This is a genomic window from Desulfosporosinus paludis (assembly GCF_045689965.1).
In the GTDB taxonomy this organism is placed as follows: domain Bacteria; phylum Bacillota; class Desulfitobacteriia; order Desulfitobacteriales; family Desulfitobacteriaceae; genus Desulfosporosinus; species Desulfosporosinus paludis.
The window spans coordinates 4,773,498-4,799,757 of record NZ_CP144211.1; the positions used below are offsets into that span (position 1 = coordinate 4,773,498).

The 26,260-nt window shown below is 42.1% G+C and carries 22 protein-coding genes and 1 pseudogene; 18 read left to right on the forward strand and 5 right to left on the reverse strand.

Annotated elements, in window-relative coordinates; genetic code table 11:
• Positions 1-18 precede the first annotated feature (18 nt).
• The 4 genes from VZF35_RS23735 (at position 19) to aldA (ending at position 4,742) form a co-directional block, all read left to right on the forward strand.
• Positions 19-1,011, forward strand: a complete 993-nt coding sequence (locus VZF35_RS23735; protein ID WP_407308875.1) for an ABC transporter permease — start codon at positions 19-21, stop codon at positions 1,009-1,011.
• Complete coding sequence (locus VZF35_RS23740) at positions 1,008-1,976, forward strand: ABC transporter permease (RefSeq protein WP_407308876.1); 969 nt, start codon at positions 1,008-1,010, stop codon at positions 1,974-1,976. The genes VZF35_RS23735 and VZF35_RS23740 overlap by 4 nt, the downstream gene beginning before the upstream one ends.
• A 130-nt stretch (positions 1,977-2,106) precedes the next feature.
• A complete protein-coding gene (locus VZF35_RS23745) occupies positions 2,107-3,135 on the forward strand; it encodes an autoinducer 2 ABC transporter substrate-binding protein (protein ID WP_407308877.1) in 1,029 nt (342 codons plus the stop codon).
• Between the two features lie 158 nt (positions 3,136-3,293).
• Positions 3,294-4,742, forward strand: a complete 1,449-nt coding sequence (gene aldA, locus VZF35_RS23750; protein WP_407308878.1) for an aldehyde dehydrogenase — start codon at positions 3,294-3,296, stop codon at positions 4,740-4,742.
• Positions 4,743-4,954: 212 nt separating this feature from the next.
• Here aldA and VZF35_RS23755 read toward each other — a convergent pair whose 3' ends face one another.
• Together VZF35_RS23755 and VZF35_RS23760 are read right to left on the reverse strand one after the other, a co-directional pair.
• Entirely contained in the window at positions 4,955-5,365 is a 411-nt protein-coding gene (locus VZF35_RS23755; protein WP_407308879.1) for a hypothetical protein, read from the reverse strand.
• Between the two features lie 100 nt (positions 5,366-5,465).
• Positions 5,466-7,517 (reverse strand): heterodisulfide reductase-related iron-sulfur binding cluster, encoded by a 2,052-nt coding sequence (locus VZF35_RS23760; protein ID WP_407308001.1) that lies wholly within the window; start codon positions 7,515-7,517, stop codon positions 5,466-5,468.
• A gap of 808 nt (positions 7,518-8,325) precedes the next feature.
• Here VZF35_RS23760 and VZF35_RS23765 point away from each other — a divergent pair.
• On the forward strand, positions 8,326-9,033 hold the full coding sequence (locus VZF35_RS23765) for a hypothetical protein (RefSeq protein WP_407308880.1): 708 nt from the start codon (positions 8,326-8,328) through the stop codon (positions 9,031-9,033).
• A gap of 183 nt (positions 9,034-9,216) precedes the next feature.
• Positions 9,217-9,642: a CBS domain-containing protein gene (locus VZF35_RS23770; RefSeq protein ID WP_407308881.1), complete on the forward strand. Its 426-nt coding sequence runs from the start codon at positions 9,217-9,219 to the stop codon at positions 9,640-9,642.
• Positions 9,643-9,899: 257 nt separating this feature from the next.
• Here VZF35_RS23770 and VZF35_RS23775 read toward each other — a convergent pair whose 3' ends face one another.
• Positions 9,900-10,604 (reverse strand): zinc dependent phospholipase C family protein, encoded by a 705-nt coding sequence (locus VZF35_RS23775; protein ID WP_407308882.1) that lies wholly within the window; start codon positions 10,602-10,604, stop codon positions 9,900-9,902.
• 329 nt (positions 10,605-10,933) lie between these two features.
• Here VZF35_RS23775 and phoU point away from each other — a divergent pair, with 329 nt between their 5' ends.
• The 4 genes from phoU to VZF35_RS23795 all read left to right on the forward strand — a co-directional run bounded on the left by phoU (position 10,934) and on the right by VZF35_RS23795 (position 14,331).
• Positions 10,934-11,593, forward strand: a complete 660-nt coding sequence (gene phoU, locus VZF35_RS23780) for a phosphate signaling complex protein PhoU (RefSeq protein ID WP_407308883.1) — start codon at positions 10,934-10,936, stop codon at positions 11,591-11,593.
• 130 nt (positions 11,594-11,723) lie between these two features.
• On the forward strand, positions 11,724-11,855 hold the full coding sequence (locus VZF35_RS23785) for a hypothetical protein (RefSeq protein WP_407305726.1): 132 nt from the start codon (positions 11,724-11,726) through the stop codon (positions 11,853-11,855).
• A gap of 179 nt (positions 11,856-12,034) precedes the next feature.
• The gene (gene ltrA, locus VZF35_RS23790; RefSeq protein WP_407305724.1) at positions 12,035-13,444 is read left to right on the forward strand and encodes a group II intron reverse transcriptase/maturase; all 1,410 of its coding nucleotides are present in this window, start codon (positions 12,035-12,037) and stop codon (positions 13,442-13,444) included.
• A gap of 236 nt (positions 13,445-13,680) precedes the next feature.
• Positions 13,681-14,331 carry a 4Fe-4S dicluster domain-containing protein gene (locus VZF35_RS23795; RefSeq protein WP_407308884.1) on the forward strand — a complete coding sequence of 217 codons (651 nt, stop codon included), beginning with the start codon at positions 13,681-13,683 and terminating at the stop codon, positions 14,329-14,331.
• On the opposite strand, the pseudogene VZF35_RS23800 reads toward VZF35_RS23795, so the two are convergent.
• Positions 14,270-14,973 (reverse strand): annotated as a pseudogene (locus VZF35_RS23800) (Crp/Fnr family transcriptional regulator). The gene VZF35_RS23795 and the pseudogene VZF35_RS23800 sit on opposite strands and share 62 nt — an antisense overlap.
• A gap of 707 nt (positions 14,974-15,680) precedes the next feature.
• On the opposite strand from VZF35_RS23800, the gene VZF35_RS23805 reads away from it, so the two are divergent.
• The 8 genes from VZF35_RS23805 (at position 15,681) to VZF35_RS23840 (ending at position 25,791) form a co-directional block, all read left to right on the forward strand.
• On the forward strand, positions 15,681-17,411 hold the full coding sequence (locus tag VZF35_RS23805) for a sigma 54-interacting transcriptional regulator (protein WP_407308885.1): 1,731 nt from the start codon (positions 15,681-15,683) through the stop codon (positions 17,409-17,411).
• Between the two features lie 349 nt (positions 17,412-17,760).
• Complete coding sequence (locus VZF35_RS23810; RefSeq protein WP_407308886.1) at positions 17,761-18,606, forward strand: 3-hydroxybutyryl-CoA dehydrogenase; 846 nt, start codon at positions 17,761-17,763, stop codon at positions 18,604-18,606.
• Positions 18,607-18,716: 110 nt separating this feature from the next.
• Positions 18,717-19,499 carry a short-chain-enoyl-CoA hydratase gene (locus tag VZF35_RS23815; RefSeq protein WP_407308887.1) on the forward strand — a complete coding sequence of 261 codons (783 nt, stop codon included), beginning with the start codon at positions 18,717-18,719 and terminating at the stop codon, positions 19,497-19,499.
• Positions 19,500-19,532: 33 nt separating this feature from the next.
• Complete coding sequence (locus tag VZF35_RS23820; RefSeq protein ID WP_407308888.1) at positions 19,533-20,675, forward strand: acyl-CoA dehydrogenase; 1,143 nt, start codon at positions 19,533-19,535, stop codon at positions 20,673-20,675.
• A gap of 48 nt (positions 20,676-20,723) precedes the next feature.
• Positions 20,724-21,902, forward strand: coding sequence for an acetyl-CoA C-acetyltransferase (locus VZF35_RS23825; protein WP_407308889.1), 1,179 nt, complete (start codon positions 20,724-20,726; stop codon positions 21,900-21,902).
• Positions 21,903-22,260: 358 nt separating this feature from the next.
• On the forward strand, positions 22,261-23,271 hold the full coding sequence (gap, locus tag VZF35_RS23830; RefSeq protein WP_407308890.1) for a type I glyceraldehyde-3-phosphate dehydrogenase: 1,011 nt from the start codon (positions 22,261-22,263) through the stop codon (positions 23,269-23,271).
• Positions 23,272-23,288: 17 nt separating this feature from the next.
• Positions 23,289-25,022: a pyruvate kinase gene (gene pyk, locus VZF35_RS23835; protein WP_407308891.1), complete on the forward strand. Its 1,734-nt coding sequence runs from the start codon at positions 23,289-23,291 to the stop codon at positions 25,020-25,022.
• A gap of 22 nt (positions 25,023-25,044) precedes the next feature.
• Entirely contained in the window at positions 25,045-25,791 is a 747-nt protein-coding gene (locus VZF35_RS23840) for a DeoR/GlpR family DNA-binding transcription regulator (RefSeq protein ID WP_407308892.1), read from the forward strand.
• 54 nt (positions 25,792-25,845) lie between these two features.
• Here VZF35_RS23840 and VZF35_RS23845 read toward each other — a convergent pair whose 3' ends face one another.
• Positions 25,846-26,133 (reverse strand): hypothetical protein, encoded by a 288-nt coding sequence (locus VZF35_RS23845; RefSeq protein ID WP_407308893.1) that lies wholly within the window; start codon positions 26,131-26,133, stop codon positions 25,846-25,848.
• Positions 26,134-26,260 lie beyond the last annotated feature (127 nt).

The window sequence follows — 26,260 nt, forward strand, 5'->3', positions numbered from 1 at the left end:
AGGAAAGGAGCTCACGAAATGAAAAATTTGCTGAAAAATCGTGAGTTTGTCATGTTTCTGATATTATTGGCTATCGGTGGGGGTATTTCGTTAGTAGCACCCTCATTCCTGGCTCCATCCAATTTATTAAGTATTGTCATGAATAACATCATTCTGGCAATTATGGCCATGGGTATGACATTGGTTGTAGTAACTGCGGGCATCGATGTTTCGGTCGGGTCTCAATTGGGCTTTGCGGCCATCTTTGTTGGGCTTATGGCCTTACAGCCGTCTTCTAATATTTTTACGGTTCTATTAATTGGTATTGTTTGTGGAATTTTGCTGGGTCTGGTCAATGGAATCTTGATTACGGTTGCTGAGATTCCGGCAATAGTGGTGACACTGGGTACGTTAAATGTTTTTCGGGGGAGTTTGTTGCTTTACACCAATGGCAGGTGGGTGACTTCAATGCCTGCTTGGTATACAAATTTGTATAACACAAAGATCTTAATGATACCTATGCCAATTGTGATTTTTGTTGCGGTCTTGGCTCTAACCCACTTCTTGGTTAAATACACCACGCTGGGAAGGAGTGTATATGCCTTAGGAGGTAATTCTATCGCGGCCACTCGCGTGGGTATCAATACTGGCTTGGTGACGCTGTTCGTGTTTGCCTATATGGGTGCATTAACTGGGATCTCCAGTGTACTCTACGGAGCACAGCTGGGGACGATTGATCCGAATGGTGGCACAGGTTTCGAAATGACAGTCATTGCGGCGGTAGTTATCGGTGGCGCTAATGTTCTCGGTGGGAGTGGCAGTTTATTGGGCACATTGATTGGCGTATTGATTCTTGGAACGCTCCAAAATGGAATAATTATGATGCATATTGAACCTTATTGGCAAAACGTAGTAATGGGACTGATCATCATCATTGCTGTGACGTTTGACGTGATCAACAATCGAAAGAATGAGATGAGCAGGCAAATTATTGATGTTGCCGATGATGTAAAGGCGGGAAGCAGCCTATGAAAAAGATTAAACTTACTCACGAAGTAATTTTGCTTGTGCTTTTCCTGGTGTTAATGTCAGTCATGTCAATATTGTCGCCTTATTTCTTATCGATTAATAATCTGATGGCGGTAACGCAACAAATGTCGGAACTCGGAATCATGGCCTTGGGTGTTACGGTCATCATAATTACAGCCGGAATTGATCTTTCGGTCGGATCGATCGCGGGACTCACGACTGTCGTGATAGCGGTATCCTATGGCGCCTCCGGCAATTTAGGGCTGGCTATACTTGCCGGCATTGTTACCGGTGTGTTATGCGGTTTGTTTAATGGCATTCTGATTGCCCGCATAGGCGTCCCGCCTATTTTGGTGACCCTTGGCACTATGACATTCTTTAACGGAATTGCACTTGTAATCAGTAAAGGAAATGCCATTTCCAAATTTCCTGATGGATACTATTTTTGGGGACAGGGATATCTCTTTGGCAACATACCGGTCCAAACAGTGATCTTTGCCGTTCTGGCCATTGTTACATCGGTTCTAATGTCCCATACCCCGTGGGGGCAAAGAGTATATTCCATTGGTAATAACAGGGTTGCCTCTGTTTACTCAGGAGTTAAAGTTGAGCGGGTACTGATGTATGTATATGTGTTTGGCGGGTTGATGGCCGCTGTTTCGGGTCTTATTATCTCGTCGCGGGTTTCTACTGCCAGGGCCGATCTGGGTTCTGTTTACGTAATGCAGTGCATCGCGGCTGCTGTTTTAGGTGGAACAAGTATTGCCGGTGGATCAGGTACAATTGGAGGTACGGTGATTGGGGTATGCCTTTTCGCGGTTCTATCGAACGGGTTGAATTTATTAGGTGTGAGCCCGTTTGCCCAAAATTTGATGATGGGTTTGGCCCTAATAGTAATCCTATTGATCAGCAATCATGCCATCATCAGAAATAAGTTTGCAATCTTTACCCAACTCTACTTCAAGTAAAGGTGGTGGAAAATAAGGAGGACTGAAAAACTTCGAAGAAATTCCTTTAGCGCAAAGGAGGTAGATGTTGAGTAAAGAAACCGGAAAGATAATCCAGACTTTTATAAATAATTAAGAGGAGTGATAATAAATGTCAAGAAAGACGATAGCCCTATTTGTGGCCACTTTATTGGCAATGGCAACTTTGCTGAGTGGGTGTGGTAATAGTGTTGCTAATAATACTACCGGTCAGCAGCAAACAGCTAAGTCGGGCGAGAAAACGGTAGCTATGGTTCCTAAGGTAATTGGCAGCCCTTATTTTGATACTGCTGCAGATGCGGCTAAGAAAGCGGCTGCTCAATTAGGTATGAAATTTACTTATACCGGGCCAACCACAGCAGACGCAGCTCAGCAAGTCAACGTAATCCAAGATTTAATTAATAAAAAAGTAGATGTTCTCATTGTTTCAGCGAATGACCCAGACGCCGTAGCACCTGTTTTGAAGAAAGCTATGAGTGCTGGAATTAAGGTCATAACCTATGATGCTGATTCCAACCCCGATGCGCGTGATCTTTTTGTAAACCAAACCACTCCCGAAATACTGGGGCGACACATCATGGACAATGTTGCCAAGGAAATCGGTGGGAAAGGTGAGTTCGCGATTCTAACGGCATCTTTGACAGCCTCGAATCAAAATGTTTGGATTAATTGGATGAAGGATCAACTGGCTGCTAAGTATCCTGATATCAAGCTGGATACGATTGCTCCCAGTGAAGAAGATCAACAAAAGGCTTTCGCTCAGACGCAAAACCTTGTTAAAGCATACCCGAATTTAAAAGCAATTGCGGCTTTATCAACGGTTGCCGAACCGGGTGCTGCCCAGGCTATTGAACAGATGGGACTCGATGGTAAAGTTAAACTGGTCGGTCTTGCAACTCCTAACGGTATGAAGCAATATTTGAAAAGTGGCGCGGCGCAAAGTGCCACCCTGTGGGATGTAGGAAAGCTTGGCGAGCTAACCATTTATATGGCCAAGCAACTGCTCGATGGGCAGACTGTAGCGAATGATATGGATGTTCCAAATGTAGGAAAAATCCAATATGTAGCGGGCAATAAAGAAGTTATTATGGGTGCTCCTTTGGACTTTACGAAAGATAACGTTGATCAATTTAATTTCTAATTCATTGTTTCATCTAAGAACAGTATGTCTTCATGATTATGGGGGTTCCTATCTCGAAAATGTGGGGTGTGGAACCTTCCATTGACTAAGAAAAAAACGAGCTAAGGCTCAGAAAAACTGTTGTCATAATATGCAAAATGAAGATTGGAGGATTAAGGATGAAACAATATCAAATGTTCATAGATGGTGAGTTTGTGTCAAAGCTTTCCGGGAAGATGATATCTGTCATAAATCCAGCAACTGAAGAAGTTATTTCCGAAGTTCCAGCAGGAACGGTGGAAGATGTAGGTGATGCAGTAGCTGCTGCAGAAAAAGCTCAAAGATCCTGGGCCAAAATGCCTGCAATAGAACGTGCAGGGTACTTGCACAAGATTGCCGATGGCCTACGGGAAAATGTTGATAATTTGGCGAGAACTATTGCTGAAGAACAGGGAAAAGTCATCCAGTTAGCACGGGTAGAAGTTAATTTTTCCGCAGATTATATGGACTATATGGCTGAATTTGCCCGCCGGTATGAAGGAGAAATCATTCAAAGTGATCGTCCAAATGAAAATATTTTCCTTTACAAAATGCCCATTGGCGTTGTTGCGGGAATACTGCCCTGGAACTTTCCTTTCTTCTTGATTGCCAGAAAGATGGCTCCGGCCTTAGTTACAGGAAATACGATCGTGATTAAGCCAAGTTCTGAGACGCCTAATAATGCTTTTGAATTTGCCAAGATCGTTGAAAAAGCGTTATTGCCGAAAGGTGTTTTCAACTTGGTATCTGGGTCAGGTGGAGTAGTGGGCGAGGCCCTTGCAAGTCACCCGAAGGTTGGTCTGGTAAGCCTTACCGGAAGTGTTGAGGGTGGTATTAAAGTAATGAGGGCTGCCGCCAATAATGTGACCAAAGTATCCTTAGAACTGGGAGGGAAAGCGCCGGCAATCGTAATGGCGGATGCCGATTTGGATTTAGCTGCCAAAGCCATTCGCGATTCGCGGGTTATCAACACGGGTCAGGTGTGTAACTGTGCAGAAAGAGTTTATGTCCATGAGTCCGTTGCAGAGAGGTTTATTGAAAAAGTAACTCGTGAAATGCAGAACACTAAGTATGGAAATCCTTTGACGGAATCAGATCTCGATATGGGGCCTCTAGTAAGCAAACAACAACTTGATAACGTCGATGCAGCTGTGAAACAGGCTATCAAAGATGGTGCCAGACTCATTTTGGGCGGCAAGCTTTCCGAACGTCCAAAAGGTTATTTTTATGAGCCTACTGTGCTCACGAACTGTAACCACGACACGGATATTATGAGAAATGAGATTTTTGGACCTGTTCTTCCAATTACAACGTTCAAAGATTTAGACGAGGCCATTGAGATGGCTAACGATTGCGAGTTCGGGCTCACTTCATCTATTTATACGCAGAATATAGATGTTGCAATGCGAGCAAGCAATGAAATTAAATTTGGTGAAACTTATATTAATAGAGAGAACTTCGAGGCAATGCAAGGGTTTCATGCTGGGTGGCGTAAGTCAGGTATTGGTGGTGCCGATGGGAAGCATGGTTTAGAAGAATATCTCCAGACCCATGTGGTTTATCTACAATACAATCAACAGGCGAAGTAGAGTTACATGGATTGAATAATTATAATTAAGGTACCTTCGGACTTTTGCTGGGAAACTAACCAGTCATCCCCGGCAATATTAGTTGAGTTAACAACATTTAGGCCGCCTGTTTGAAGTCAGGCGGCCTTGCCAAATAACAATGAAGAAGTTTTAATATAAATTTATCTATCAAAAATGACTAAAGGCATCCCCAATGGGATGCCTTTAGTTGATTAATATCTAAATCCAACCTCTTTGGCCATTGTCACAAAGTGATCTTTGTGACAATCGACTTTGATGTTAAACTGAGACAGTTTCTTAAAGCGGGTATCAGTACATTCCTGGTTTTCAACCTGCCACTGAATCCCTTGAGCTCTGGCGAAAGTAAGAATCTTTGCCAAGTGCTCTAAACTTACATTAACTAACCCCATAGGAGTTATATTCTCACCATTATGAGTAACAATTCTGTTGATGACTTGTACATCCATTCCTTCGGGGATTTCTCCATGGATATCCATGTGCCTTGTAATTAGGTCCTTGAATATTGCTTGATACTCTTCAAGTTCATGTTTCTGTAGTTCCCTTATGCTGCTATCCTGTCCTGTTGAAGTAAATCTATTACTTAACTCATCACACGTTTTCATGGTATAACCTCCTAATTTAGAGATCTACTCGAAGTGTTTCTTAGGATAATCCGCTAGAACATACTAATCTTAAACCTGTTTTTGCACCTTAGCTGAAAATTTAACCAATCATTTTAGCGATGAGCTCAGCAGGATCGACGACTCGAACCGATTGCTTATCACTGTCGACCTTATCTTTGACGCCATCTTCCAACATGGTAATACAGAAGGGGCAATTCGCACCAATCACTTCAGCATTCTTCTCCAACGCTTGCTCAACTCTCAGGTTATTAACCCTTTGATGGCTTTCTTCCTCTAACCACATGCGGCCGCCGCCTGCTCCACAGCAGAAGCTCTTATTATGGTTGCGGTCCATTTCCACGATCTCCACACCCGGAACCATCTTGAAAAGGGAGCGAGGCGCTTCGAATTCTTGTTGGTAGCGGCCTAAATAACAGGAATCATGGTAGACTATTTTTTGAGGCTCGATATCACCCTTAGAATTGAGCACTAATTTGCCGTCCTTAATCAATTGCTCAATGAATTGGGTATGATGAACAACCTCATAGCTGCCGCCGAAATCAGGGTACTCATTCTTCAGGGTATTTAAGCAGTGAGGGCAAGCCGTGATAATTTTCTTCACGTGATAGTTGTTCAAGATTTCTACATTTTCGGCAGCCGCGGTTTGGAAGAGATACTCATTGCCGGATCGACGCACAAAGTCGCCGCAGCATTTCTCTTCCGTGCCTAAGATGGCGAAATTAACGCCCGCTGCCTTCAGAATCTTAGCAACAGCCACCGAGACTTTCTGAGCCCGGCTATCGAAAGAACCGGCACAGCCAACCCAGAAGAGATACTCAACATTCTCCCGCTCGCTGATTAAGGGGATATCCAAGTCAGCAGCCCAATTAGCCCGCTCTGTATAACCAACTCCCCAAGGATTGGCGTTGTTTTCCACATTACGGAAGGAAGTCTGTAACTCTTGTGGGAAGTTACTATCCATCATGACCAGGGATTGGCGCATATTAATAATCTTATTGACGTGTTCATTGGCCACAGGACATTGTACTTGACAGGACATGCACGTAGTGCAAGCCCAAATTTCCTCTTCGGAAACAATATCCCCGATCAGGGACTTTTGTAAAATCTCAGCCGCTTGCGGATCATTCTCAGCGATTTCCGCTAAGGCCTCTGCATGTTCTTCGCCGGTGGAAGAGAGACCTTTGGCATTTAAAACGGCCCCTTTCTCCAGAAGATGCTCTTTCAATTGACGGCTGAGCAAACGCTTCGGATTCAGAGGTTTACCGGAAATGTTGGCGGGACAGTTGTCCATACACCGACCACATTCACCACAAGCAAAACTATCTAAGAGCTGTTTCCAAGTAAAGCTTTCGATGCGGGCAACCCCTAACTCGGTGAGCTCTTCGTTTTCTAAGTCAATCTTTTCGATTTGAGCACCAATAGGTTTCAGCGAAGAGAAGTAAACATTCGGATGGACAGCCACCAGGTGCATATGCTTGGAGTTAGGAATGTAGACCAGGAACCCAAAGACAATGAGCATATGAATCCACCAAAACGTATCTTGGATCGTGACCAAAGTATCCGAGCTAAGTCCTTGGAAGAGATAGGCTACACTATGATACATAATAGCAAGAGCATAAACACTGTCGTTCCCTAGGGCAACCTTAGCACCACTGGAAATCCACTCTGTGACGATAACACCCAGGATTAAAAGAACAATAATAGCGGCTTCCGGGGTACGATATAAACGAGCAGGTTTAATGACCCAACGACGAATAATTCCGATGAATAGACCAATGACAACTAAGGCTGTAAGAATATCTTTAATCATATAGAAATAGGGATTGGTTCCGAGGAAGGGAAAAGAATAAGCAGGGAAGAGCCCTTCAAAGATCAAAGGCAGCTCGCCTAAACAGATAAAGATAAAACCCCAAAAAATGATGAAGTGGATGATGCCATAGGGTTCGTTGATCAGTTTACTCTGGCCCAAGACCAACTTAACAAAATTCATAAAACGTTGACCGGGGTTGTCAAAGCGTTCCTCTTTGGCCCCTAAGGTTAAGATACGGATCTTTTTCTTCAAGGCATAACTAAAGGCCAGAACAGAAGCAATAGCAATTACCAGGAAAGCGATAAGCCAAGCTAGACGCATATAAATCCCTCCATTTAAATAGACTCTCGGCATCCGCCGAGGCAATAAGCCACAAGCCACTTCAAGATTTTTTCAACAGTTGACATCGAATCATGTGTGTTACTTCATATCACTAGGCGTTAACCTCTCCTTCTAAGTAGTCTGAAATGCCTAATAAGTGTAATTCACCAATTGTGAACTTTTACACTTATTACTTAAAGAATTGGGCCGGTGCAGTAGATTTGTTTTAATAGATTATTAATAATACACCAGCTATTTAGTTATAGACAAAGACTAACATTGGGGTCGTATTATGTCAACATCCTCGATATTAAGATAATATATGGCGGTTTTGCACTTAAATGCAATATTTATGTCTAAAATTGGGAGAAAATTTTAAAATTTCAGAATATGAACTAAAATTAGATAGTCTTGTTTGGTTGAATAATAATCCGGAATCATGAATTCTTTAATTCTGGAGAACTATTTGTAGTTTTCGAGCCCAAGAAAAACCTGTTGCTTGGTTTGAAGAGTTTATTCTCAAAAAATAGGAAGAAAGGTGGTCGTTAATTGATGCTTGATCCATAACAAAAATCTATACTACACTTAGGGCGAAACTATTATTGGCTAATATATTGTTTAAAGTCTTAAGAGTATTAATCAACGTAATATAAATCCAACCCAAAACCTGCAAAAGATTGCAGGTTTTGGGTTGGATCATTGTATGAAGCTAGCCATCGAATAACTGCCAACAATGCCGCATCTCGGCTTGAAATAAGGTACATTTTCTAAAAAGCCCCATATCTTAAATAAGAGGGGGGGTTAAAAAATGAGCAATACGACAACTCCCTTGCCTTGTGGGGAAGCATTGCCTCTGTCGAGCTCTTGTGGACCGGTTACTTCTCAAGGCGATTGTCCCAAAGAACCTTTGAATTTTGGTATTTCAATCTTTACTCCCGTTAGTTCAGTGCCGGGAAGCTCTTCGCTTTTTTTCTTACAGCCATTGTTTACGGGGAAAGTGTTTGCATCCTTAGGGATTCTTAGTGTCGCTCAACTTTTTCTTTTCTTCATTAGCCGGATACTTGATGTTCAATCGCCAACGCTTAGTCCAGGCACTGTCATTTCACCGGACCAAACGGTACGAATGTCGGTCAGTGATTTGCAAGATTTTCTGACTTCAGTATCGAGTAACTATGTCCAGCCTACAACCGATCAACCTGGCGTTACTTCTGGGACACTTGAAACTCCGGAAGCTCCACTTGTGGTTGCCTTAACTGTTTGGGGGGATTTTGCAGATGTGCCTTATGGTCCGACTGTCTTTCTTCTTTTTCCTGTTTTTACCTTCCCTGGCGTTCGAGGAGCTTTACCTATGTTAATCTTAGAAATCTTGGCAACTATTTTTGTCCGAGCTGTTGTCCCCCCTCAAACAACAGGTTCCAAGCCTTTAACAGATCCGGTTTCTGGAGGACCTAATATATTACAATTTACACCGGAGAATTTATTGAACCTTTTAAATCGTTTCAGTAAACATTTTTAGAAATTTGAGCTAAATAGAGTACGCAAGCATTTATGATTTGAAGTGGCGTTAAGGCACTTTTTTTTTTGAAAGAATTTATCTATAATATTGATGGAACCTATATGAAAAGGATTTAGTAAAAATAGCCGGAGTAGAATTTTAGTTGGGATAAGATTTGAAATTAATTTAGACGGAGCGTATAACATGAATGTAGCTTTTTTCCTAATACCTAAAAAGGATATTGTCTTCCTAAAAGAAAACTCGACAATGCGTCAAGCTTTAGAAAGGATGGAGTATCACAGTTACTCAGCAGTACCCCTTATTAATGAAGATGGAAAATATGTAGGGACTATAACCGAAGGGGATTTGCTTTGGAAGCTTAAAAATACCGCGGGTTTGACATTTTATAACACTCAAGATATTTATCTTAGAGATGTGGAGCAACATGTTCAGAATTTACCAGTCACGATCGATGCTCAGATAGAGGATTTGATTTCCAGAGCCGTGGTTCAAAATTTTGTACCAGTTGTAGACGACCAGCAAATTTTTATCGGAATTGTACGTCGCCGTGAAATGATAGAATATTGTTCAAAATTATTGCTGCAACTGAAAAATGATTCCCCGAATTAGGGAATATGTAACTTGATGATCTTCACTGTTTATGAATGAGGGACTGCCTTATAATGATGTCTGAGGACATTTATGAAAAGTCAGTTCCTTTTTACTTTTAGAGGATTACCGGTCTTTACAGGACTAAACTATTTTATACTAATCAGAAAGTATAACTTTGTTGTATACTTTCTGAAGCATAAGGGTAACTAAGGCAGCCGCCTTCACCAGGCTAACAAGTGCGAAGACAGTGTCTTCGGGCGCCAGCCAAGTTTTCTTTATCTAGTTAAGCTTTCTAATTGATTAACTGCAAAATCTAAAAAACCAGCTGTAGTGGCAATAGTCAGTGGAATTAAAGTTTCAGCCGCCTTGAGGTAACTCGACTCTGAGGCTCCTTTACTGAGAGCCACCAAAGGAAATAGAGTTTCAGAAATTCTGGCATTGTGCTCAATCCACTGAATAGTATGAGTAAAGGTTAAATATTGTCCTTTAGTGGCTTTAAACTTATCACAATGCTGAGTTGCCCAAGTTTCAAACTCTTTATGACCATCGAAAATTATTCCTAGGGAGTGGTGAGGCACACACATATCTTGAACGAGGTGTAGCGCTGCACCCAAAAAAAACATGCTTTTGGGTATGTCATGGGGAAAGTAGTACAGAGCTTTATTAAAATAGAACTGACATTCAGCGGTTGCTCCTGGCCAATGGATTCTTCCCCGCCTATCTGCATGACTGTAAAAATGATTAACGTTTTTCCATCCCCGATCAGCCCAAAACAACCCTTTCGAGAGTAAGGGATGATATGGCCTAAGCATCTGGGAAACAGAAGCTTTACCATCGTTTTCTAAGGAAATATATGCCTGTTCCAGACAATGACCATGAGTTAGACCAGGGGAGTCTAAGAAATATTGCAAGGGGGCTACAGGTGCAAGAAACATTTTTGTTATCGTACCAAGTGTCTGACCGATAATGCTTTCATACATTCCTTCATACTCCTCTCCTCTGTTTACGAGTAGTTTAAGGCATGAATGTTAAGAACATATTACAGCAAGGTAAAGGAATAAGGAGTTAAAGTTATGTTTTCGTAAATTAGCGTTAGGGCAGGGGCTTTAAAACAATTAACCAAAAATTTACCTGAAGAACATAGTAATTTTACATTCAACGAGTACTATAGAAAGAGCAGTGTCAGGGTCCTGCCAAAATTGCCACTATTGATTGGATTACTTCTACTATATATAAATTTCTGATATAATATTGGCAAATTATTTATGGCTGTAGAGTTAATGTAAAACAAAGGAGAGGGGGGCTAGAGATGCCGACGCGTCAGAAATTTGATCATGATCTGGAAGATCTCTGCTTAAATATCTTAGATTTAGGCAAGATGGTCGATGAACGGATTGGTTTAGCAGTGAAGTCCTTAATTGATCAAGATCGAGATTTGGCGAATCGTGTTATAACTGGGGATTCCATCGTCAACGATCTGCAAGCGAGCATTGAAGAACACTGTATTCTCTTGATTGCTACCCAGCAACCCTTTGCGCGTGATTTGCGCAAGGTAGTAGCTTGCTTAAAAATTTCTATTTATCTGGAAAGAATGGGCGATCTGTCCGTTGATCTAGCAAAGTTAACTCACAGAATAGGCCAAGAGCCATTTATTAAGCCATTAGTCGACATTCCCAAAATGAGCGCGTTGGTACAAGAAATGCTTGAACTCGGATTAAAAGCGTATGTCCAAGAGGATTGTGAAGCTGCTGCAGCTATGGCTCTCATGGATGATGATGTCGATAAAATTTATTCTGGGGTTTTTGATGAACTGAAAGTTATTATGATGACGAAGCCACAGCAGGTTAATCAAGCGAATTATTTACTGTTCGCATGCAGGTTTTTGGAACGCCTTGGAGACTATTGTACGAATATTTCCGAAGAAGTCGTTTACATTTGTTCTGGTAAAAGAGTCGATTTGAACGCGTAAATAAGAAGGGGATGGAGAAAATCCATCCTCTTCGTTAGTGTGCGCCACGCATGACGATTAACTAGACGGTGAAAGTCCGATATGGGGGTATGTAGCGACCAACCATTAGCTTAAGGCAAGGGTGTCCATCGTGAGGTGGAATCTGAAGGAAGCCGGCGGCAAAATTCTGACCCGAGGAACACGAACAGCATCAGGCGCAAAACGTGGGGTAAGACTGCACGACAAGTTAAAGCCCAAAAGCTACACAGACACGCCAGCGTAAATGTTGCGGGTACATGGAATGAAAGTGAATCGTCTTACCGTGGGAGGCCTCACGGACGGGTGGAAACAGAGTAAGAAACCCGGTTGAAACAAGATTTATCGTGAGGAGTCAGCAGAAGCCATAGTACAGAGGTGATCTAGACACCGACGGAAGGGCTGAACCAAAGGAGGTGTGGGTCAATGAAAGTTACTGAAAGTGGTAATTTAAAACACAGACAACTTCGAATTGAAGACTATCTGCAAAGGGTATCTGCGGAACAGAAAGAGTATGCAGAAGTGTGCGAGCTACCTAAGATGACTGAAACCGACAACACCAACACAAATGAGCAGACGAATGGGTTGCTTGAGCAAATCCTTAGCACTGAAAATCTAAACCAGGCCTATAGGCAGGTTAAAAGAAACAAGGGCGCAGGTGGAATTGATGGTATGCAGGTAGATGAACTTCTACCCTTCTTGAAAGAACACAAGGATGAACTATTGCAATCTCTCCGGGATGGTAAATACCGTCCAAAACCCGTACGGAGGGTAGAAATACCCAAAGAGAACGGAAAGACCAGAAAACTAGGAATACCCACCGTCTTAGACAGGTTAATTCAACAAGCGATAACTCAAGTTCTAAGTCCCATCTTTGAGAAACAGTTTTCAGACAATAGTTTTGGATTTCGACCGAATCGTAGTGCCCATGGGGCATTAAGAAGATGCCAAACCTATATAACAGTAGGTTACAAATATGTAGTTGATATGGATTTGGCCCAATATTTCGATACGGTAAACCAAAGTAAGCTTATCCAAATTTTGTCGGAGACGATAAGAGATGGCCGGGTCGTATCGCTGATTCACAAATTCCTGAAAGCAGGAGTTATGACCAATGGAATGTTTGAAGAAAGTCCAGAAGGTGTACCACAAGGAGGCCCCCTGAGCCCATTACTTGGCAACATAATGCTTAACGAATGTGACCACGAACTGGGAAAGCGGAAACACCACTTTGTACGTTATGCAGACGATATGATGATCTTCTGCAAAAGTAAAAAGGCGGCAAAACGAACACTTGATCACATTCTCCCTTATATCGAAGGGAAACTATTTCTGAAGGTAAATAGGGAGAAAACGAAGGTCGCTCATGTAAACTATGTCAAGTTTTTGGGATATAGCTTTTACATTTACAGGGGAGAAGGGCGCCTGAGAATCCACCCAAAAAGCATCCAGAAGCTTAAGGATAAAATCCGAGGAGTTACTGGGCGTAGCAATGGGATGGGAATCGAAGAGCGCAGAACTAAACTCAATCAAGTAGTACGAGGCTGGACGAATTACTTCAAACCTGCCGATGCAAAGAACCTACTCAAGGACCTGGATGAATGGACGAGAAGTCGCATACGAATGGCAACTTGGAAGCGATGGAAGAAAACCCGAACAAGGTTTGAGAACCTGAAGAAAGCGGGCATTACCAAGGAACAAGCATGGATGTGGGCAAACACAAGAAAAGGCTATTGGCGCGTTGCCCATAGCCCTATTCTGACAAAAGCTCTATCCAATGAGCGTTTCAGACGAATCGGATACCTTAGTTTTAGTGAATGTTATTCTGCGAAATAATGTATAAACTTTGGAAGCGCCGTATACCGAACGGTACGTACGGTGCTGTGGCAGGTCGGCTGATCAATTAATGATCAGCCTCCTACCCGATTAAATGTTATCTATGTTGTTTTTGTTGCTTAGATTTTCTTTAGCTGTCATTGTGATCAAAAACACACTGTTATGCAGGTGTTTTTGTTAAACTAATCCTAGTTGAGCAGCTTGAAGTTAATGACAAAAAATTCTGGGGAATATCTATGCAACAGAATGGGTTTCAGATTGAACATTGCCGATCGAACTGTCCAAAATCCGCTTGTGACTGGCAAAACCTTTTAGTTATGTTGACACAAAGACTAACGGAACTGAATCTTCAACAAACTTTGATTAAAAAATTTAATCCTGTACAATATCATCATCTGCCTAAAGTCAGCTTGGCCGGGTGCCCTAATGGATGCTCTCTGCCTAATATCAAAGATTTCGGTGTATCCGGTTACGTTGTTCCCCTGATTACTGATGCGCCATGCTTAGAGTGTGATGCCTGCATCAGGGCATGTTTGGAGGAAGCCATAACCCGAAAGTCCCAGGGAATTGTGATAAATATTGCGCGTTGTATTTCGTGCGGGGATTGTTTGCGCGTCTGTCCTACGGGTACCCTGTCAGCTGGAGAACGAGGATGGACTGTACGATACGGCGGACGCGTTGGTCGTCACCCACAATTTGCTAAGTCTGCCGGCCATGTCGTAACCGATGCTGAGGTGGTTATGTGGATTTGCGAGACACTGCAGCGTTATATTGACCAGGGACAGCCCCAAGAGCGATTAACACATTTTTTAGATTCACATGATTTTAGTCTAGCGAAGAACGAGAACGAGCAGAACGCTCGTGAATCCAAAGACGCAATTTTTTAGGATCGCAGACAGTGATACTTTTCTTTTCAACCTCGATCAAATGAGTGTCCTTAAGTTCGCTCAAAATTCGACTCACAGACTCTCTTGCTAAGCTGCACATACTGGCAAGTTCTGTGGCGGATAAAGGAATTTTAATTAATATTCCTTCAGAAGTTGATTGCCCATGAACATGGGCTAAGGCATAAAGCTTGGCTCCTAAGCGCAATCGTGCATCACCAATGGAGAGATTCCTGATTTGACGGTAAGAACGACGTAAATCCAAAGCTAAAATTTTGTAAAAGAACCATAGCATTGTAGGGTTACTTTCGATGAAACGAATCAAGGTTTCACGATTTAGTGCTAAAACTTCTGTTTCCTCGATACAAAGGGCGGCATGGGGATAAGGCCTGCCATCTAAAACTACTTCGGGAAAGAAGTTTGGGGACTTAAGACTCGAATGATTTTTTCCGTGAACTCTCCCATTAAATATAATCTGATTCTTCCCGATAAGAGGAAATAGACAGTGTTTCCTTCATCCCCTGCAAAGTAGAGATACTGTTTGGGTGCATAGTGGCGCGTTCGTCCATGGACTAGGCAGAAATCGATAAAATTGGCGGGTAGCGTTGAAAAAGGTTTGTATGTGAATAGTTCTCGAATTTGCAGCTCTTTAGACACATTACACCTCCATTTTAAAGGTCTATTTCAAGATACTTTTCATTATAGCGCAATAGGATAAATTATTTGAACCAAGTTATCATATTTTGGCACACCAATGAAATTTATTTCAATATTATTCCGAGCAGCGCTGTTTAATATCAAGGATAAAGACTTAATTTCTTGGAAAAACTATAATTAGTTAATTTTTGATTCAATGGGAGGGAAGGATATGGGTGCTCGAAAGAAAGTTTCACGACCGAAATCTCCAGTTACCATACAAGACCCCCACTTTACTGAGTTTGATACACAAAAGGAACGAAATATTCAAAAGCCTCTTCCGAGAAGAGTAAGTAAGTAAGGAAATAGGCGAACAATTAGGGTGATTATTTTAAAGGAGTGTGCTTCGCAGCACACTCCTTTAAGTACCCTTGTACCACAAGGGTTTCAGCTAATAAAGGCATTATTTGAAAAAGTGCGGCACTACTTTTCGATTTTTAGTCCAATTTTGGGGAGACATCGAGGCTAGGAACCCGCATGGGAAGCGGTTATTGCATTTTAATTGTAATCTTTTTAGGGGCTTAGCTGTCAAACGGGAGTCAAAACAGCTCTAGTTTCGTCGAATCCATTAGAACGTCATCTTATCTAACGAAGAAGGATTCACTATTTTTCTGTCGAATAGCACTGACTATACAGAAATTTCGGGAGGTTTGGCGATGTTGCTGGAGGGACAATCCGTTACAATTTCGATAGAAGAAATACTTGATAATACCAATAATGCCGTCATCGCGGTTAATCCCGAAGGGCAAATAATCTATGCTAACCGTGCAGTTTATAATATCTTGCAAATTACGGATCGAGATCTTGTCGGGCAGTCGATCACAACCTATTTTCCCGGCACGGGGTTATTAAGAGTTTTCGAAAACGGTATTGCTGAGTTGGGACAGCAGATGACGATCAACAATATCGTTTTATTAAGCAACCGTACGCCCATCTATGTACAAGGTGAATTAGTCGGTGCTGTTGCAGTATTTCAGGATATTACCATTCTCCAAAACCTTATAGATAATCTTGTCATTGAACATGAGAAAACGAAACAACTCCAGCGTACGCTTGAAGTCGTTCTAAATACAGCTTATGATGGACTTATTGTCGTTAATGACAAAGGAATAGTGACCATGACCAATCAAGCCTTTGCCAATTTTTTCAACAGGTTTCCCGAGGACATGATTGGAAAACACATCATGGAAGTTTATCAGAATCCAAAATTTACAGATGTACTGGAAACAGGACAACCCGTTCATGGATACATTCATGATTTAAACGGTCATGAAATCATTGCCAGTAGAATTCCCATTACTCAAGATGGAAAAATTGTTGGAGCTTTGGGGAAGGTTGTTTTTAAAGATGTTGATGAACTGTATGCTTTAACTAAAAAAGTTAATTCATTGCGTTCAGAACTTGATTATTATAAGAAAACTGTTTTAGAGAAAAACTTTTCTGCCTTGGAGCTTTTAAAAGGTAAGAATACCCACATGATTTCCTTGGTACAAACTGCTTTGCGAGTGGCGAAATCTGGGTCAACGGTTCTCTTGAGAGGGGAAAGCGGAACAGGAAAAGAATTATTTGCCCAATTACTTCATTCAGAAAGTTTGAATAGACACGGTCCCTTTATTAAAGTAAATTGCGCTGCAGTACCAGAAAATCTGCTCGAATCTGAATTGTTCGGCTATGAAGACGGTGCTTTTACAGGCGCTCGTAAAGGGGGGAAGATTGGAAAGTTCGAACTGGCGGATGGCGGAACCCTGTTTCTAGATGAAATCGGAGATATGGAAATAGCTATGCAAGTTAAATTGTTGCGTGTTATTCAAGAACGTGAAATTGAGCGTCTCGGAAGCAATAAGCCCCGGAAAATTAATGTTAGGCTTGTAGCTGCTACTAACCGTGATCTGGAAACGATGATTCGTGAGAAACAGTTTCGGGAAGATCTTTATTATCGCTTAAATGTGGTTACGTTAACGATCCCGCCATTAAGAGAGAGAATCGATGATTTAGAAGCCCTGATTGAGACCTTTATTAAAAAGTTCAATCTACAATTCGCCCAATCTGTGACAGGCGTAACAGAGGAAACTAAAAGCGTGTTCATGAAATATCGATGGCCTGGCAATGTTCGTGAACTCGAGAACATTATTGAGCGAGCATTTAACATGCTTGATGGATCTGAAATCCAACTAAAACATTTACCAAACTATTTGCAGATCCTAGCAGGCCATGATACTCGTCCATTTTCAGGTGGGTCACTGGATAACATCTTGAATGCTGTTGAAAAAGAAGCTCTAGTTTATGCATTAGATGCTGCTAATGGGAATAAGGTACAAGCAGCAAAGAGTTTAGGGTTATCGCGTGCGGGTCTGTACAAAAAACTAATAAAGCATAACCTTCACTAATTAATTTAAAGTTTATTCCAAGATAAACTCCATGGTCAGAATATTTAAACTCAATATGTTAACAAATACAGACATGTCCACTTTTGTAGACATACCTACCAGCGTAAGGACATGATCAGGAATGACTTAAGACTCATTTTGATAGTGTCAACAAAAGTATACAGTCCGATTGCTGATGTTATAATCATGCCTATGGAACATCAATGGAAAAGCTTGTCATATCAGGGATTCAAGATTCAGAATCTATTGAATAATAAGTGGCACAAAAATTGCATTTAGATTCGGTCGATTCGGGAATCACCCATTTCTGCGGGATCATAAATTTGAATAGAAAAAAGGAGGAGCACTAGTGAAAACAATCATGGTTATCGGGGCAGGACAAATGGGTGGCGGGATCGCCCAGGTTGCGGCTCAAGCGGGTTACAAAGTAATCTTGAACGACATCAAAGAAGAATTCGTAAATCGCGGCCTCGGAATTATTGAGAAGAACCTAAATCGTTCGGTAGAAAAAGGCAAACTAAAGGCGGAGGAAAAAGAAGCTATCTTAGGCCTTGTTACAAGATCAACTTCTTTACAAGATGCCGCTGGAGCGGATTTAGTGATTGAAGCTGCTGTAGAAAATATGGCAATTAAGGTTCAGGTGTTTTCTCAACTTGATGTTATTTGCCCCGAACATACGATCCTGGCAACGAATACTTCGTCACTCCCAATTACTGAGATTGCGGCATGCACTAAGCGCCCAGATCGGGTAATAGGGATGCATTTTATGAATCCTGTTCCCGTTATGAAACTTGTTGAGGTTATTCGCGGGTTAGCGACGAGTGATGAAGTCTATAACCTGATCGAAGACTTGAGTTTAAAAATGGGTAAAACTCCTGTTGAGGTTAACGATGCTCCGGGTTTTGTCGCCAATCGTGTTTTGATTCCTATGCTTAATGAAGCTGTTTATACGCTCTATGAAGGAATCGCAACCGTTGAAGCGATTGATAACGTTATGAAATTAGGGATGAATCATCCAATGGGACCTCTTGCATTAGCAGATTTGATTGGTCTCGATACCGTCTTGTCCATCATGGAAGTACTTCATGAAGGACTAGGCGATAAATATCGTCCGTGCCCGTTACTCCGAAAATATGTCAAGGCTGGATGGCTCGGACGTAAGACAGGTCGAGGTTTTTACCAATACGAGGCCTAAGATCCAAGCTCGTGTAACTTTCTGATACAAACCTTTGGAGGGATGTTATCTCTTTCCACGAAAAGATAATGATCTTTCATTGAGATTTGTAAAAACAAGGAGGTCAAAGCGTGGAGTACACAAATCTTTTACTAGAACGTCATGATAATGTTGCTATCCTAACGATCAATCGTCCGAAAGCCTTGAATGCTTTAAACAGTGACACATTGACGGAACTGTCCACTGCTCTTGATGAGTTAGGGAGAGATTCTGGTGTCAAGGCTGTAATTATCACCGGGAGTGGTGAAAAGGCCTTTATTGCAGGAGCGGATATTTCACAAATGAAAGATTTTACTCCTTTAGAAGGCCGGCGTTTTGCTCAATTGGGACACGCAGCGTTCCGCAAGCTTGAACTCTTACCTCAGCCCGTAATTGCTGCTGTCAATGGTTTCGCTTTAGGCGGAGGATGCGAATTAGCGATGGCTTGCGACATCCGTCTCGCCAGCGAAAATGCTAAATTTGGTCAACCAGAAGTAACGTTAGGACTTACTGCTGGATTCGGAGGTACACAAAGGTTGCCTCGTTTAGTTGGGACAGGGCTTGCCAGTGGATTATTGTTTACTGGCGATATCATCGATGCTCAAGAGGCTTATCGAATCGGGCTTGTGAATCGGGTTTATCCCTTAGAGTCTCTAATGGAAGAAGCCCAAAAACTTGCTCAGCGAATTGCCGGACGGGCCCCTGTGGCGGTCCAGTTAACAAAGACTGCCATACAACGAGGAGTTAATTTGGATTTAGACAGTGCACAAGCTTATGAAGCGGAAGTTTTTGGCCTTACTTTTAGTACGTCGGATCAAAAAGAGGGCTGCACTGCATTTATAGAAAAACGAAAACCTGCTTTTGAAGGCCGTTAGAAACGTTTATTAGAGAGATGGAGGATGAAAATTATGAATTTTGATTTAACTGAAGACCATGTCATGATGCGGAAAATGGTACGTGATTTCGCAGAAAAAGAATGCGCACCAGGTGCAGAACATCGTGATGAGACAGAAGAATTTTCTGTAGAGATCTGGAAGAAGGCTGGGGAGCTCGGTCTTGCCGGTATTACCTTTCCTGAAGAATATGGCGGTGTAGGTGCGGACTATATCTCTTATGCTATTGCTGTTGAGGAGCTCTCAAGAGTTGATGCTTCTGTGGGAGTAACGATTTCTGCACACTCCAGCCTTTGTGCCAATCCTATTTATAAATTTGGTACGGAAGCACAAAAGAAAAAATATCTTACCCCATTAGCTACAGGTGAAAAACTTGGAGCTTTTGGTTTAACAGAACCTATGGCAGGTTCGGACGCTTCCGGAACGAGAACAACGGCTGTTCGTCAAGGTGATGAATACATCTTAAATGGCAGCAAAATATTTATTACCAATGCCTATTATGCTGATACTTATGTCGTCACAGCTCAAATGGATAAGAGCAAGGGGAATCGTGGAATTGCTGCCTTCATAGTCGAAAAGGGAATGCCAGGGTTTTCTTTCGGTAAAAAAGAAATGAAAATGGGGATTCGTTCATCGGCAACCTATGAATTAGTTTTTGAAGATGTTCATGTACCGGCTGAGAATTTATTGGGCGAAGAGGGCCATGGGTTTAAAATTGCTATGCAAACACTTGACTTCGGTAGAATCGGCATTGCATCCCAGGCTTTAGGAATTGCCCAAGGTGCCTATGAGCAATGCATGAAGTATACGAAAGAGCGTGTGCAATTCGGTAAATCCATTTCAGAATTTCAAAATACCCAGTTTAAATTAGCCGATATGGCAACCCAAATTGAAGCTGCTCGTTTGCTTGTTTATAAAGCTTGCAGAATGGCTGATCAACATGTTCCTGTTTCCAAAGTTTCGGCGATGGCTAAATTATTTGCTTCTGAAACGGCAATGGCTGTAACCACCATGGGAGTTCAACTCCATGGAGGATATGGTTATACTCGTGAGTATCCTGCTGAGCGCATGATGCGGGATGCTAAAATTACCGAGATTTATGAAGGTACTAATGAAATTCAACGCGTCGTTATCAGCAGCCTTGTTCTAAAAGGATAAGATAATCGTCATTAGAGTTTATAAAATATTGCTGTAGGAGATGACTTAATGAGAGACGTTGTTATCGTTAGCGCAGTTCGCACACCAGTAGGTTCTTTTTGTGGGACATTAGGACAAATCCCTGCCGCAGAATTAGGGGCAATTGTCATTAAAGAGGCGATTAATAGAGCTGGAATTACTCCTGACCAAGTTGACGAGGTTATTTTCGGCAACGTTCTGCAAGGCGGACTGGGACAGAATCCTGCTCGGCAAGCAGCAATCAAGGCTGGAATTCCCCAAGAAGTTCCTTCATGGACCCTAAATAAAGTCTGTGGTTCTGGTATCAAATCTGTTGTTTGTGCTGCTCAAGCTATTATTGCAGGGGACGCGGATACGGTCATCGCAGGAGGAATGGAGAGCATGTCTCTAGCTCCCTATGTTCTCCCCAAAGCACGAACTGGATATCGAATGGGAAATGGAAATTTAGTCGATCTAATGATTAACGATGGGCTAACTGATGCTTTTGACAATATTCACATGGGTATTACTGCGGAAAATATTGCAGAGCAGTTCGGCATTTCTCGTGAAGAACAGGATCGATATGCTGTATCAAGCCAGAATCGTGCGGAAGCGGCGATTAAAGCCGGGAAGTTCGATGAAGAGATCGTATCGGTTTCTATCCCGCAGCGCAAGGGAGATCCCGTTATCGTTTCCAAAGATGAATTTCCACGTTTTGGGGCAACGTACGAGTCAGTAGCTAAGCTTCGAGGAGCGTTTAAAAAAGACGGGACGGTTACAGCTGCAAATGCATCAGGTATCAATGATGGTGCAGCTGCCGTGGTTGTTATGTCCAAGGAGAAGGCTCTGGAACTAGGATTAACTCCTTTAGTTACGATTAAATCCTGGGCTTCAGCTGGAGTAGACCCTCGTATCATGGGTACAGGTCCAATTCCTGCAAGCCGCAAGGCCTTGGAAAAGGCTGGTTTGAAGATTGAGGATATTGACCTTGTTGAAGCTAATGAGGCCTTTGCTTCTCAAACGTTGGAAGTAGCCAAAGAGTTAAACCTCAATATGGAAAAAACAAACGTCAACGGAGGAGCCATCGCCTTAGGTCATCCGGTTGGAGCTTCAGGGACACGGATTTTGGTTACGTTACTTCATGAAATGAAACATAGGAATGCTCAACGCGGTTTGGCTACGCTGTGTATCGGCGGCGGACAAGGAATCGCTTTAATTGTTGAACGATAGGATTTTAACGAAGGAATAATCTTGAAATAGGTTTGTAACAACCTTAGTTACAAGCCTATTTCTTTTTTGTACTGTCAGAAAGTATAATTTCGTTGAATACTTTCTACAGCATAAGTGCAACTAACAGCTTCTGCTTTCGCAAGCTCGGCATAAGCCGAGTTTTCTTTATAGCCTTCTAACATCTAAGTAAGTCTGCAAGTTTTTGTTCTGTTTAGGGAATCCTAAACATAAACAAATAAATGTGTAAATAAACATTTCGGATAGCAGGAATTTGTTTATTTGCACAGAATAAATGTTAATTAGCATATATATGCATCATCCAGCCTTAACGTTGGATAATTAAGAGGAGGTTTATAACATGAGTTTACGCGTGGCAATTAATGGGTTCGGTAGAATTGGCAGACTTACACTTCGTGCTGCCCTTAAACAATCACTTCCTTTTGAGGTAGTGGCTATCAATGATTTAGGGAGTCCTGATTTGTTGGCTCATCTCTTCAAGTATGATTCTGTTCATGGCATCCTTCCAAATTCCGTCGAAATCGATGGCCGTACTATGATCATCGATGGAAAACGTATTGAGATTTTGGCTGAGAGAAATCCGTTAGATTTACCCTGGTCTAAGCTGGGCGTTGATCTTGTCATTGAATCAACGGGCCGTTTCACTAAGCGCGATGCGGCGGCACAACATCTTACTGCTGGAGCTAAAAAAGTAGTTATCTCTGCACCGGCGAAAAACGAAGATATAACTATCGTTATGGGTGTTAATGATGACAAATACGATCCCAAAAATCATCACATTATCTCCAATGCTTCTTGTACAACAAACTGCCTTGCGCCAGTTGCCAAAGTATTACTTGATGCTTTCGGAATTGAACAAGGGATGATGACGACGACTCATTCAGTGACTAATGATCAGCGTATTTTGGACTTAGAGCACTCCGATTGGCGCAGGTCAAGAGCCGCTTATCAATCTATGATCCCAACAACTACAGGTGCGGCGAAAGCGGTGACACTTGTACTTCCAGAATTGGTAGGGAAGATGAATGGGCTTGCTGTACGAGTTCCAACACCTAATGTTTCCTTAGTAGATTTTGTTGCTAATTTGAGTAAGCCAACCACCAAGGAAGACGTTAATTCAACCTTGCGCCAAGCAGCTAATAATGAGTTGAAAGGAATCCTTGAGTATACAGATCTGCCCCTCGTCTCACACGATTTTAACGGGAACCCAGCAAGCTCAATTGTAGACGGTTTGTCAACGATGATGATGGGGGATCGAATGGTTAAGGTATTGTCTTGGTACGATAATGAGTGGGGTTACTCCAACCGTATTGTGGATTTGGTAAAACTTATTGCAGCCAAAGGTCTGTAATCAGGAGGAAATACAGCATGAGAAGGACTAAGATTGTTTGCACGATAGGTCCGGCAAGTGAGTCTAAAGAAAATGTTCAAGCACTTCTAGCGGCGGGAATGGACGTTGCACGCTTAAATTTCTCGCATGGAACACATGAGGAACATGGTCGAAGAATTTCTGTTTTGAAAGAAGAAGCTGCTAAAGTAGGCAAGCATTTAGGTATTCTTCTCGATACGAAAGGCCCAGAAGTGCGCACCGGAATGGTTCCGGGTGAAGGAATTAAGCTGGAAAATGGAGCTTCTTACTCCCTAAGTACTGATCTCAGCCTAGGGGATCAGGAGCGAGTTGGAATAACTCATAAAACTCTATGGCAAAGTGTTAAACCAGGAACCCATATTTTAATTGACGACGGTCAGATCGATTTGGAAGTAAGCTCTGTAGAAAATGAAACGATTCGAACTATTGTTCGAAATGGCGGAGTCCTCAAGTCTCAAAAAGGAGTAAATGTACCAGGTATCCACGTGGATTTACCGGCAGTTACAGATAAAGATATCGAGGATATACGCTTTGGGATTTCCCAGGGAATTGATTTCATTGCAGCATCCTTTACTCAGAAGGCAGTTGATATTTTAGATGTACGTAGAATTGTTGAAGAAATGGGAGCAACTGTCCATATCATCGCTAAAATAGAAAGTCAGGAAGGGCTTGCAAATTTAGATTCAATTTTGGAAGTTGCCGATGGTTTGATGGTTGCACGCGGAGATTTAGGCGTAGAAATTCCCGTTGAAGAGGTCCCAATTCATCAAAAAGAGATGATTTCCAAATGCAATTTGCTTGGAAAACCTGTGATCGTTGCCACTCAGATGCTGGATTCTATGATTCGGCAGCCACGTCCTACGCGGGCAGAAGCCAGCGATGTTGCTAATGCAATCTGGGATGGAACAGACGCAATTATGCTTTCAGGTGAAACAGCTGCAGGCCTTTTCCCGTTACAAGCGGTCCAAATGATGGATAAAATTGCGCGGCGTACAGAAACAACGTCTTTAGGAAATCAAGCAACTCGTCACCCTCAGCTAAATGTAGCCGAAGCAATAAGTTTTGCAAGCTATACGATTGCTAAGGATTTGGAAGCTGCTGCCATTCTTACACCCACACATTCTGGATTGACAGCACGAATGATTTCCAAATATCGTCCTAAAGCCTTAATTGTGGCGGCAACTCCCTTTGCTACAACAGCAAGAAAACTGTCTCTGCAATGGGGAGTTCAACCCCTTGTCGTTCCTGAAAGTTCCGGAACAGATCAAATGCTATCCGTTGCCGTAAATACTGCCTTAAACAGAAATTACATCAGCTCTGGTGATGTCGTTGTGATTACTGCAGGTGTACCTATTGGAAAAGTTGGCTCAACGAATATGATTAAAGTTCAAATCATAGGCAACATACTCTCTAGAGGTATAGGAATTGGGCGTAAATCTTATTCGGGATTGGCTAAGAAAGTTAAGGATCCGACTCAGGATACGATTAATCAAGGGGATATTTTAGTTGCCGAGAGTACGGATGCCAGGTTTGTATCCCTCATAGCCCGAGCTGGCGCACTCGTTGTCGAAGAGGGAGGATTGACCTCACATGCGGCGATTGCGGCTTTACAATATGGAATACCGGCAATTGTCGGCGTACCGGAGGCTTTTTCGAAGGTAGGAAATGGGCAATTGGTAACTGTTGATGCGCTGACAGGCATAATGTATGAAGGTTCGGTGAGTATTCTGTAAGTAATGTGAAAGGGGGGAGATCGTGAGTTCTGAAAGGCAGGATGAAATTCATCATTTACTCCAAACGCATGGAAATTTAACCGTTATTGAGTTGGCCAAGAGGTTTAATGTATCGGAGATGACGATCCGTCGAGATCTTAAGAACTTGGCAGCGATGGGTTTAATTCAACGCGAGCACGGACGAGCGATCTATCCTCCAGTTCCTATAATGGACACTTTGCTTAATATGGGAGAAGCCGAACAGGAAAAGGCAAGAATAGGTCATTTAGCAGCGACGCTTATTTCTGAAGGAGATTCGATTATCCTGGATGCCGGTACCACGACGTTAGCCGTTGCCCAGGCTCTGAATACTAAATGCACCGTAATTACCAATTCAATTCCCATCGCAAGTGTCTTAGGGAATCGGGATGAAATTACCGTCTTGATGACTGGAGGGGAAGTCCGGAGCGGGACATTTGCCTTAGCTGGGCCTGTGACACGATCGGTCTTAAAGGGTTTTAACGCTGATAAACTGTTTTTAGGAGCCACGGGTGTAACGATTGAACGTGGTTTGTCAACTGCCAATATGCTGGAATCTGAAGTTAAACAAGTTATGCTAAAAGTTGCCAAAGAAGTCATTCTTGTAGCTCACAGTGCAAAAATCGGGCAAATTTATTTTCATACATTTGCTCGATGGGATAGTATACAGACATTAGTTACGGATGCCGGTTTAGCTGAACCTGTTCGAGAGAAACTTAACTCTTTAGGTGTCAAGGTTCTGCTGGCGTAACCCAAAATAATAAAAAAATTCCGCGCCAACACAAGTCGGTGCGGAATTTTTTTATTATTTTGGAAGAGTTAAGCTGTCTTTAGAGTGTCTTTTAAAACCTTTAATTTCATGAGCAAAACTTCCTGTATTCGTCATTTGATCATCAATTGTGTCTTTATCAATAGTACTTTGAGAGCGGTCATTTAAAACATCAATAAGCCCGGCACTTTGTAATTCACTGGCAATTTCAAACAATGAATCTCGTTTCTTGAATGGCAAACGATTAACAAATCGGTTAATTTTTACTGGAGGAACAAGGTTGCGGATTTTAACTCCTCCAAATTTTAGAATTCGTTCCGGCATAAGGATCCTCCTCCTTATCGAAAATCAATTCTTCATCACTTAGTATTTGTCAAATGGTCAAAAAAATACATTCAATCATTTTATAAGTTTATTTATCAAGCCAAAAAGGTATTTTAGTCTTTCTGTC

Bases quoted from the DNA above. Each gene is read 5' to 3' on its own strand.
- ltrA (WP_407305724.1), top strand. From the start codon at position 12,035: ATGAAAGTTACTGAAAGTGGTAATTTAAAACACAGACAACTTCGAATT.
- gap (WP_407308890.1), top strand. From the start codon at position 22,261: ATGAGTTTACGCGTGGCAATTAATGGGTTCGGTAGAATTGGCAGACTT.
- VZF35_RS23770 (WP_407308881.1), top strand. From the start codon at position 9,217: ATGAATGTAGCTTTTTTCCTAATACCTAAAAAGGATATTGTCTTCCTA.
- aldA (WP_407308878.1), top strand. From the start codon at position 3,294: ATGAAACAATATCAAATGTTCATAGATGGTGAGTTTGTGTCAAAGCTT.
- VZF35_RS23735 (WP_407308875.1), top strand. From the start codon at position 19: ATGAAAAATTTGCTGAAAAATCGTGAGTTTGTCATGTTTCTGATATTA.
- VZF35_RS23755 (WP_407308879.1), bottom strand. From the start codon at position 5,365: ATGAAAACGTGTGATGAGTTAAGTAATAGATTTACTTCAACAGGACAG.
- VZF35_RS23805 (WP_407308885.1), top strand. From the start codon at position 15,681: ATGTTGCTGGAGGGACAATCCGTTACAATTTCGATAGAAGAAATACTT.
- VZF35_RS23825 (WP_407308889.1), top strand. From the start codon at position 20,724: ATGAGAGACGTTGTTATCGTTAGCGCAGTTCGCACACCAGTAGGTTCT.
- VZF35_RS23765 (WP_407308880.1), top strand. From the start codon at position 8,326: ATGAGCAATACGACAACTCCCTTGCCTTGTGGGGAAGCATTGCCTCTG.
- VZF35_RS23795 (WP_407308884.1), top strand. From the start codon at position 13,681: ATGCAACAGAATGGGTTTCAGATTGAACATTGCCGATCGAACTGTCCA.
- VZF35_RS23745 (WP_407308877.1), top strand. From the start codon at position 2,107: ATGTCAAGAAAGACGATAGCCCTATTTGTGGCCACTTTATTGGCAATG.
- VZF35_RS23820 (WP_407308888.1), top strand. From the start codon at position 19,533: ATGAATTTTGATTTAACTGAAGACCATGTCATGATGCGGAAAATGGTA.
- VZF35_RS23760 (WP_407308001.1), bottom strand. From the start codon at position 7,517: ATGCGTCTAGCTTGGCTTATCGCTTTCCTGGTAATTGCTATTGCTTCT.
- phoU (WP_407308883.1), top strand. From the start codon at position 10,934: ATGCCGACGCGTCAGAAATTTGATCATGATCTGGAAGATCTCTGCTTA.
- VZF35_RS23845 (WP_407308893.1), bottom strand. From the start codon at position 26,133: ATGCCGGAACGAATTCTAAAATTTGGAGGAGTTAAAATCCGCAACCTT.
- pyk (WP_407308891.1), top strand. From the start codon at position 23,289: ATGAGAAGGACTAAGATTGTTTGCACGATAGGTCCGGCAAGTGAGTCT.
- VZF35_RS23775 (WP_407308882.1), bottom strand. From the start codon at position 10,604: ATGTATGAAAGCATTATCGGTCAGACACTTGGTACGATAACAAAAATG.
- VZF35_RS23740 (WP_407308876.1), top strand. From the start codon at position 1,008: ATGAAAAAGATTAAACTTACTCACGAAGTAATTTTGCTTGTGCTTTTC.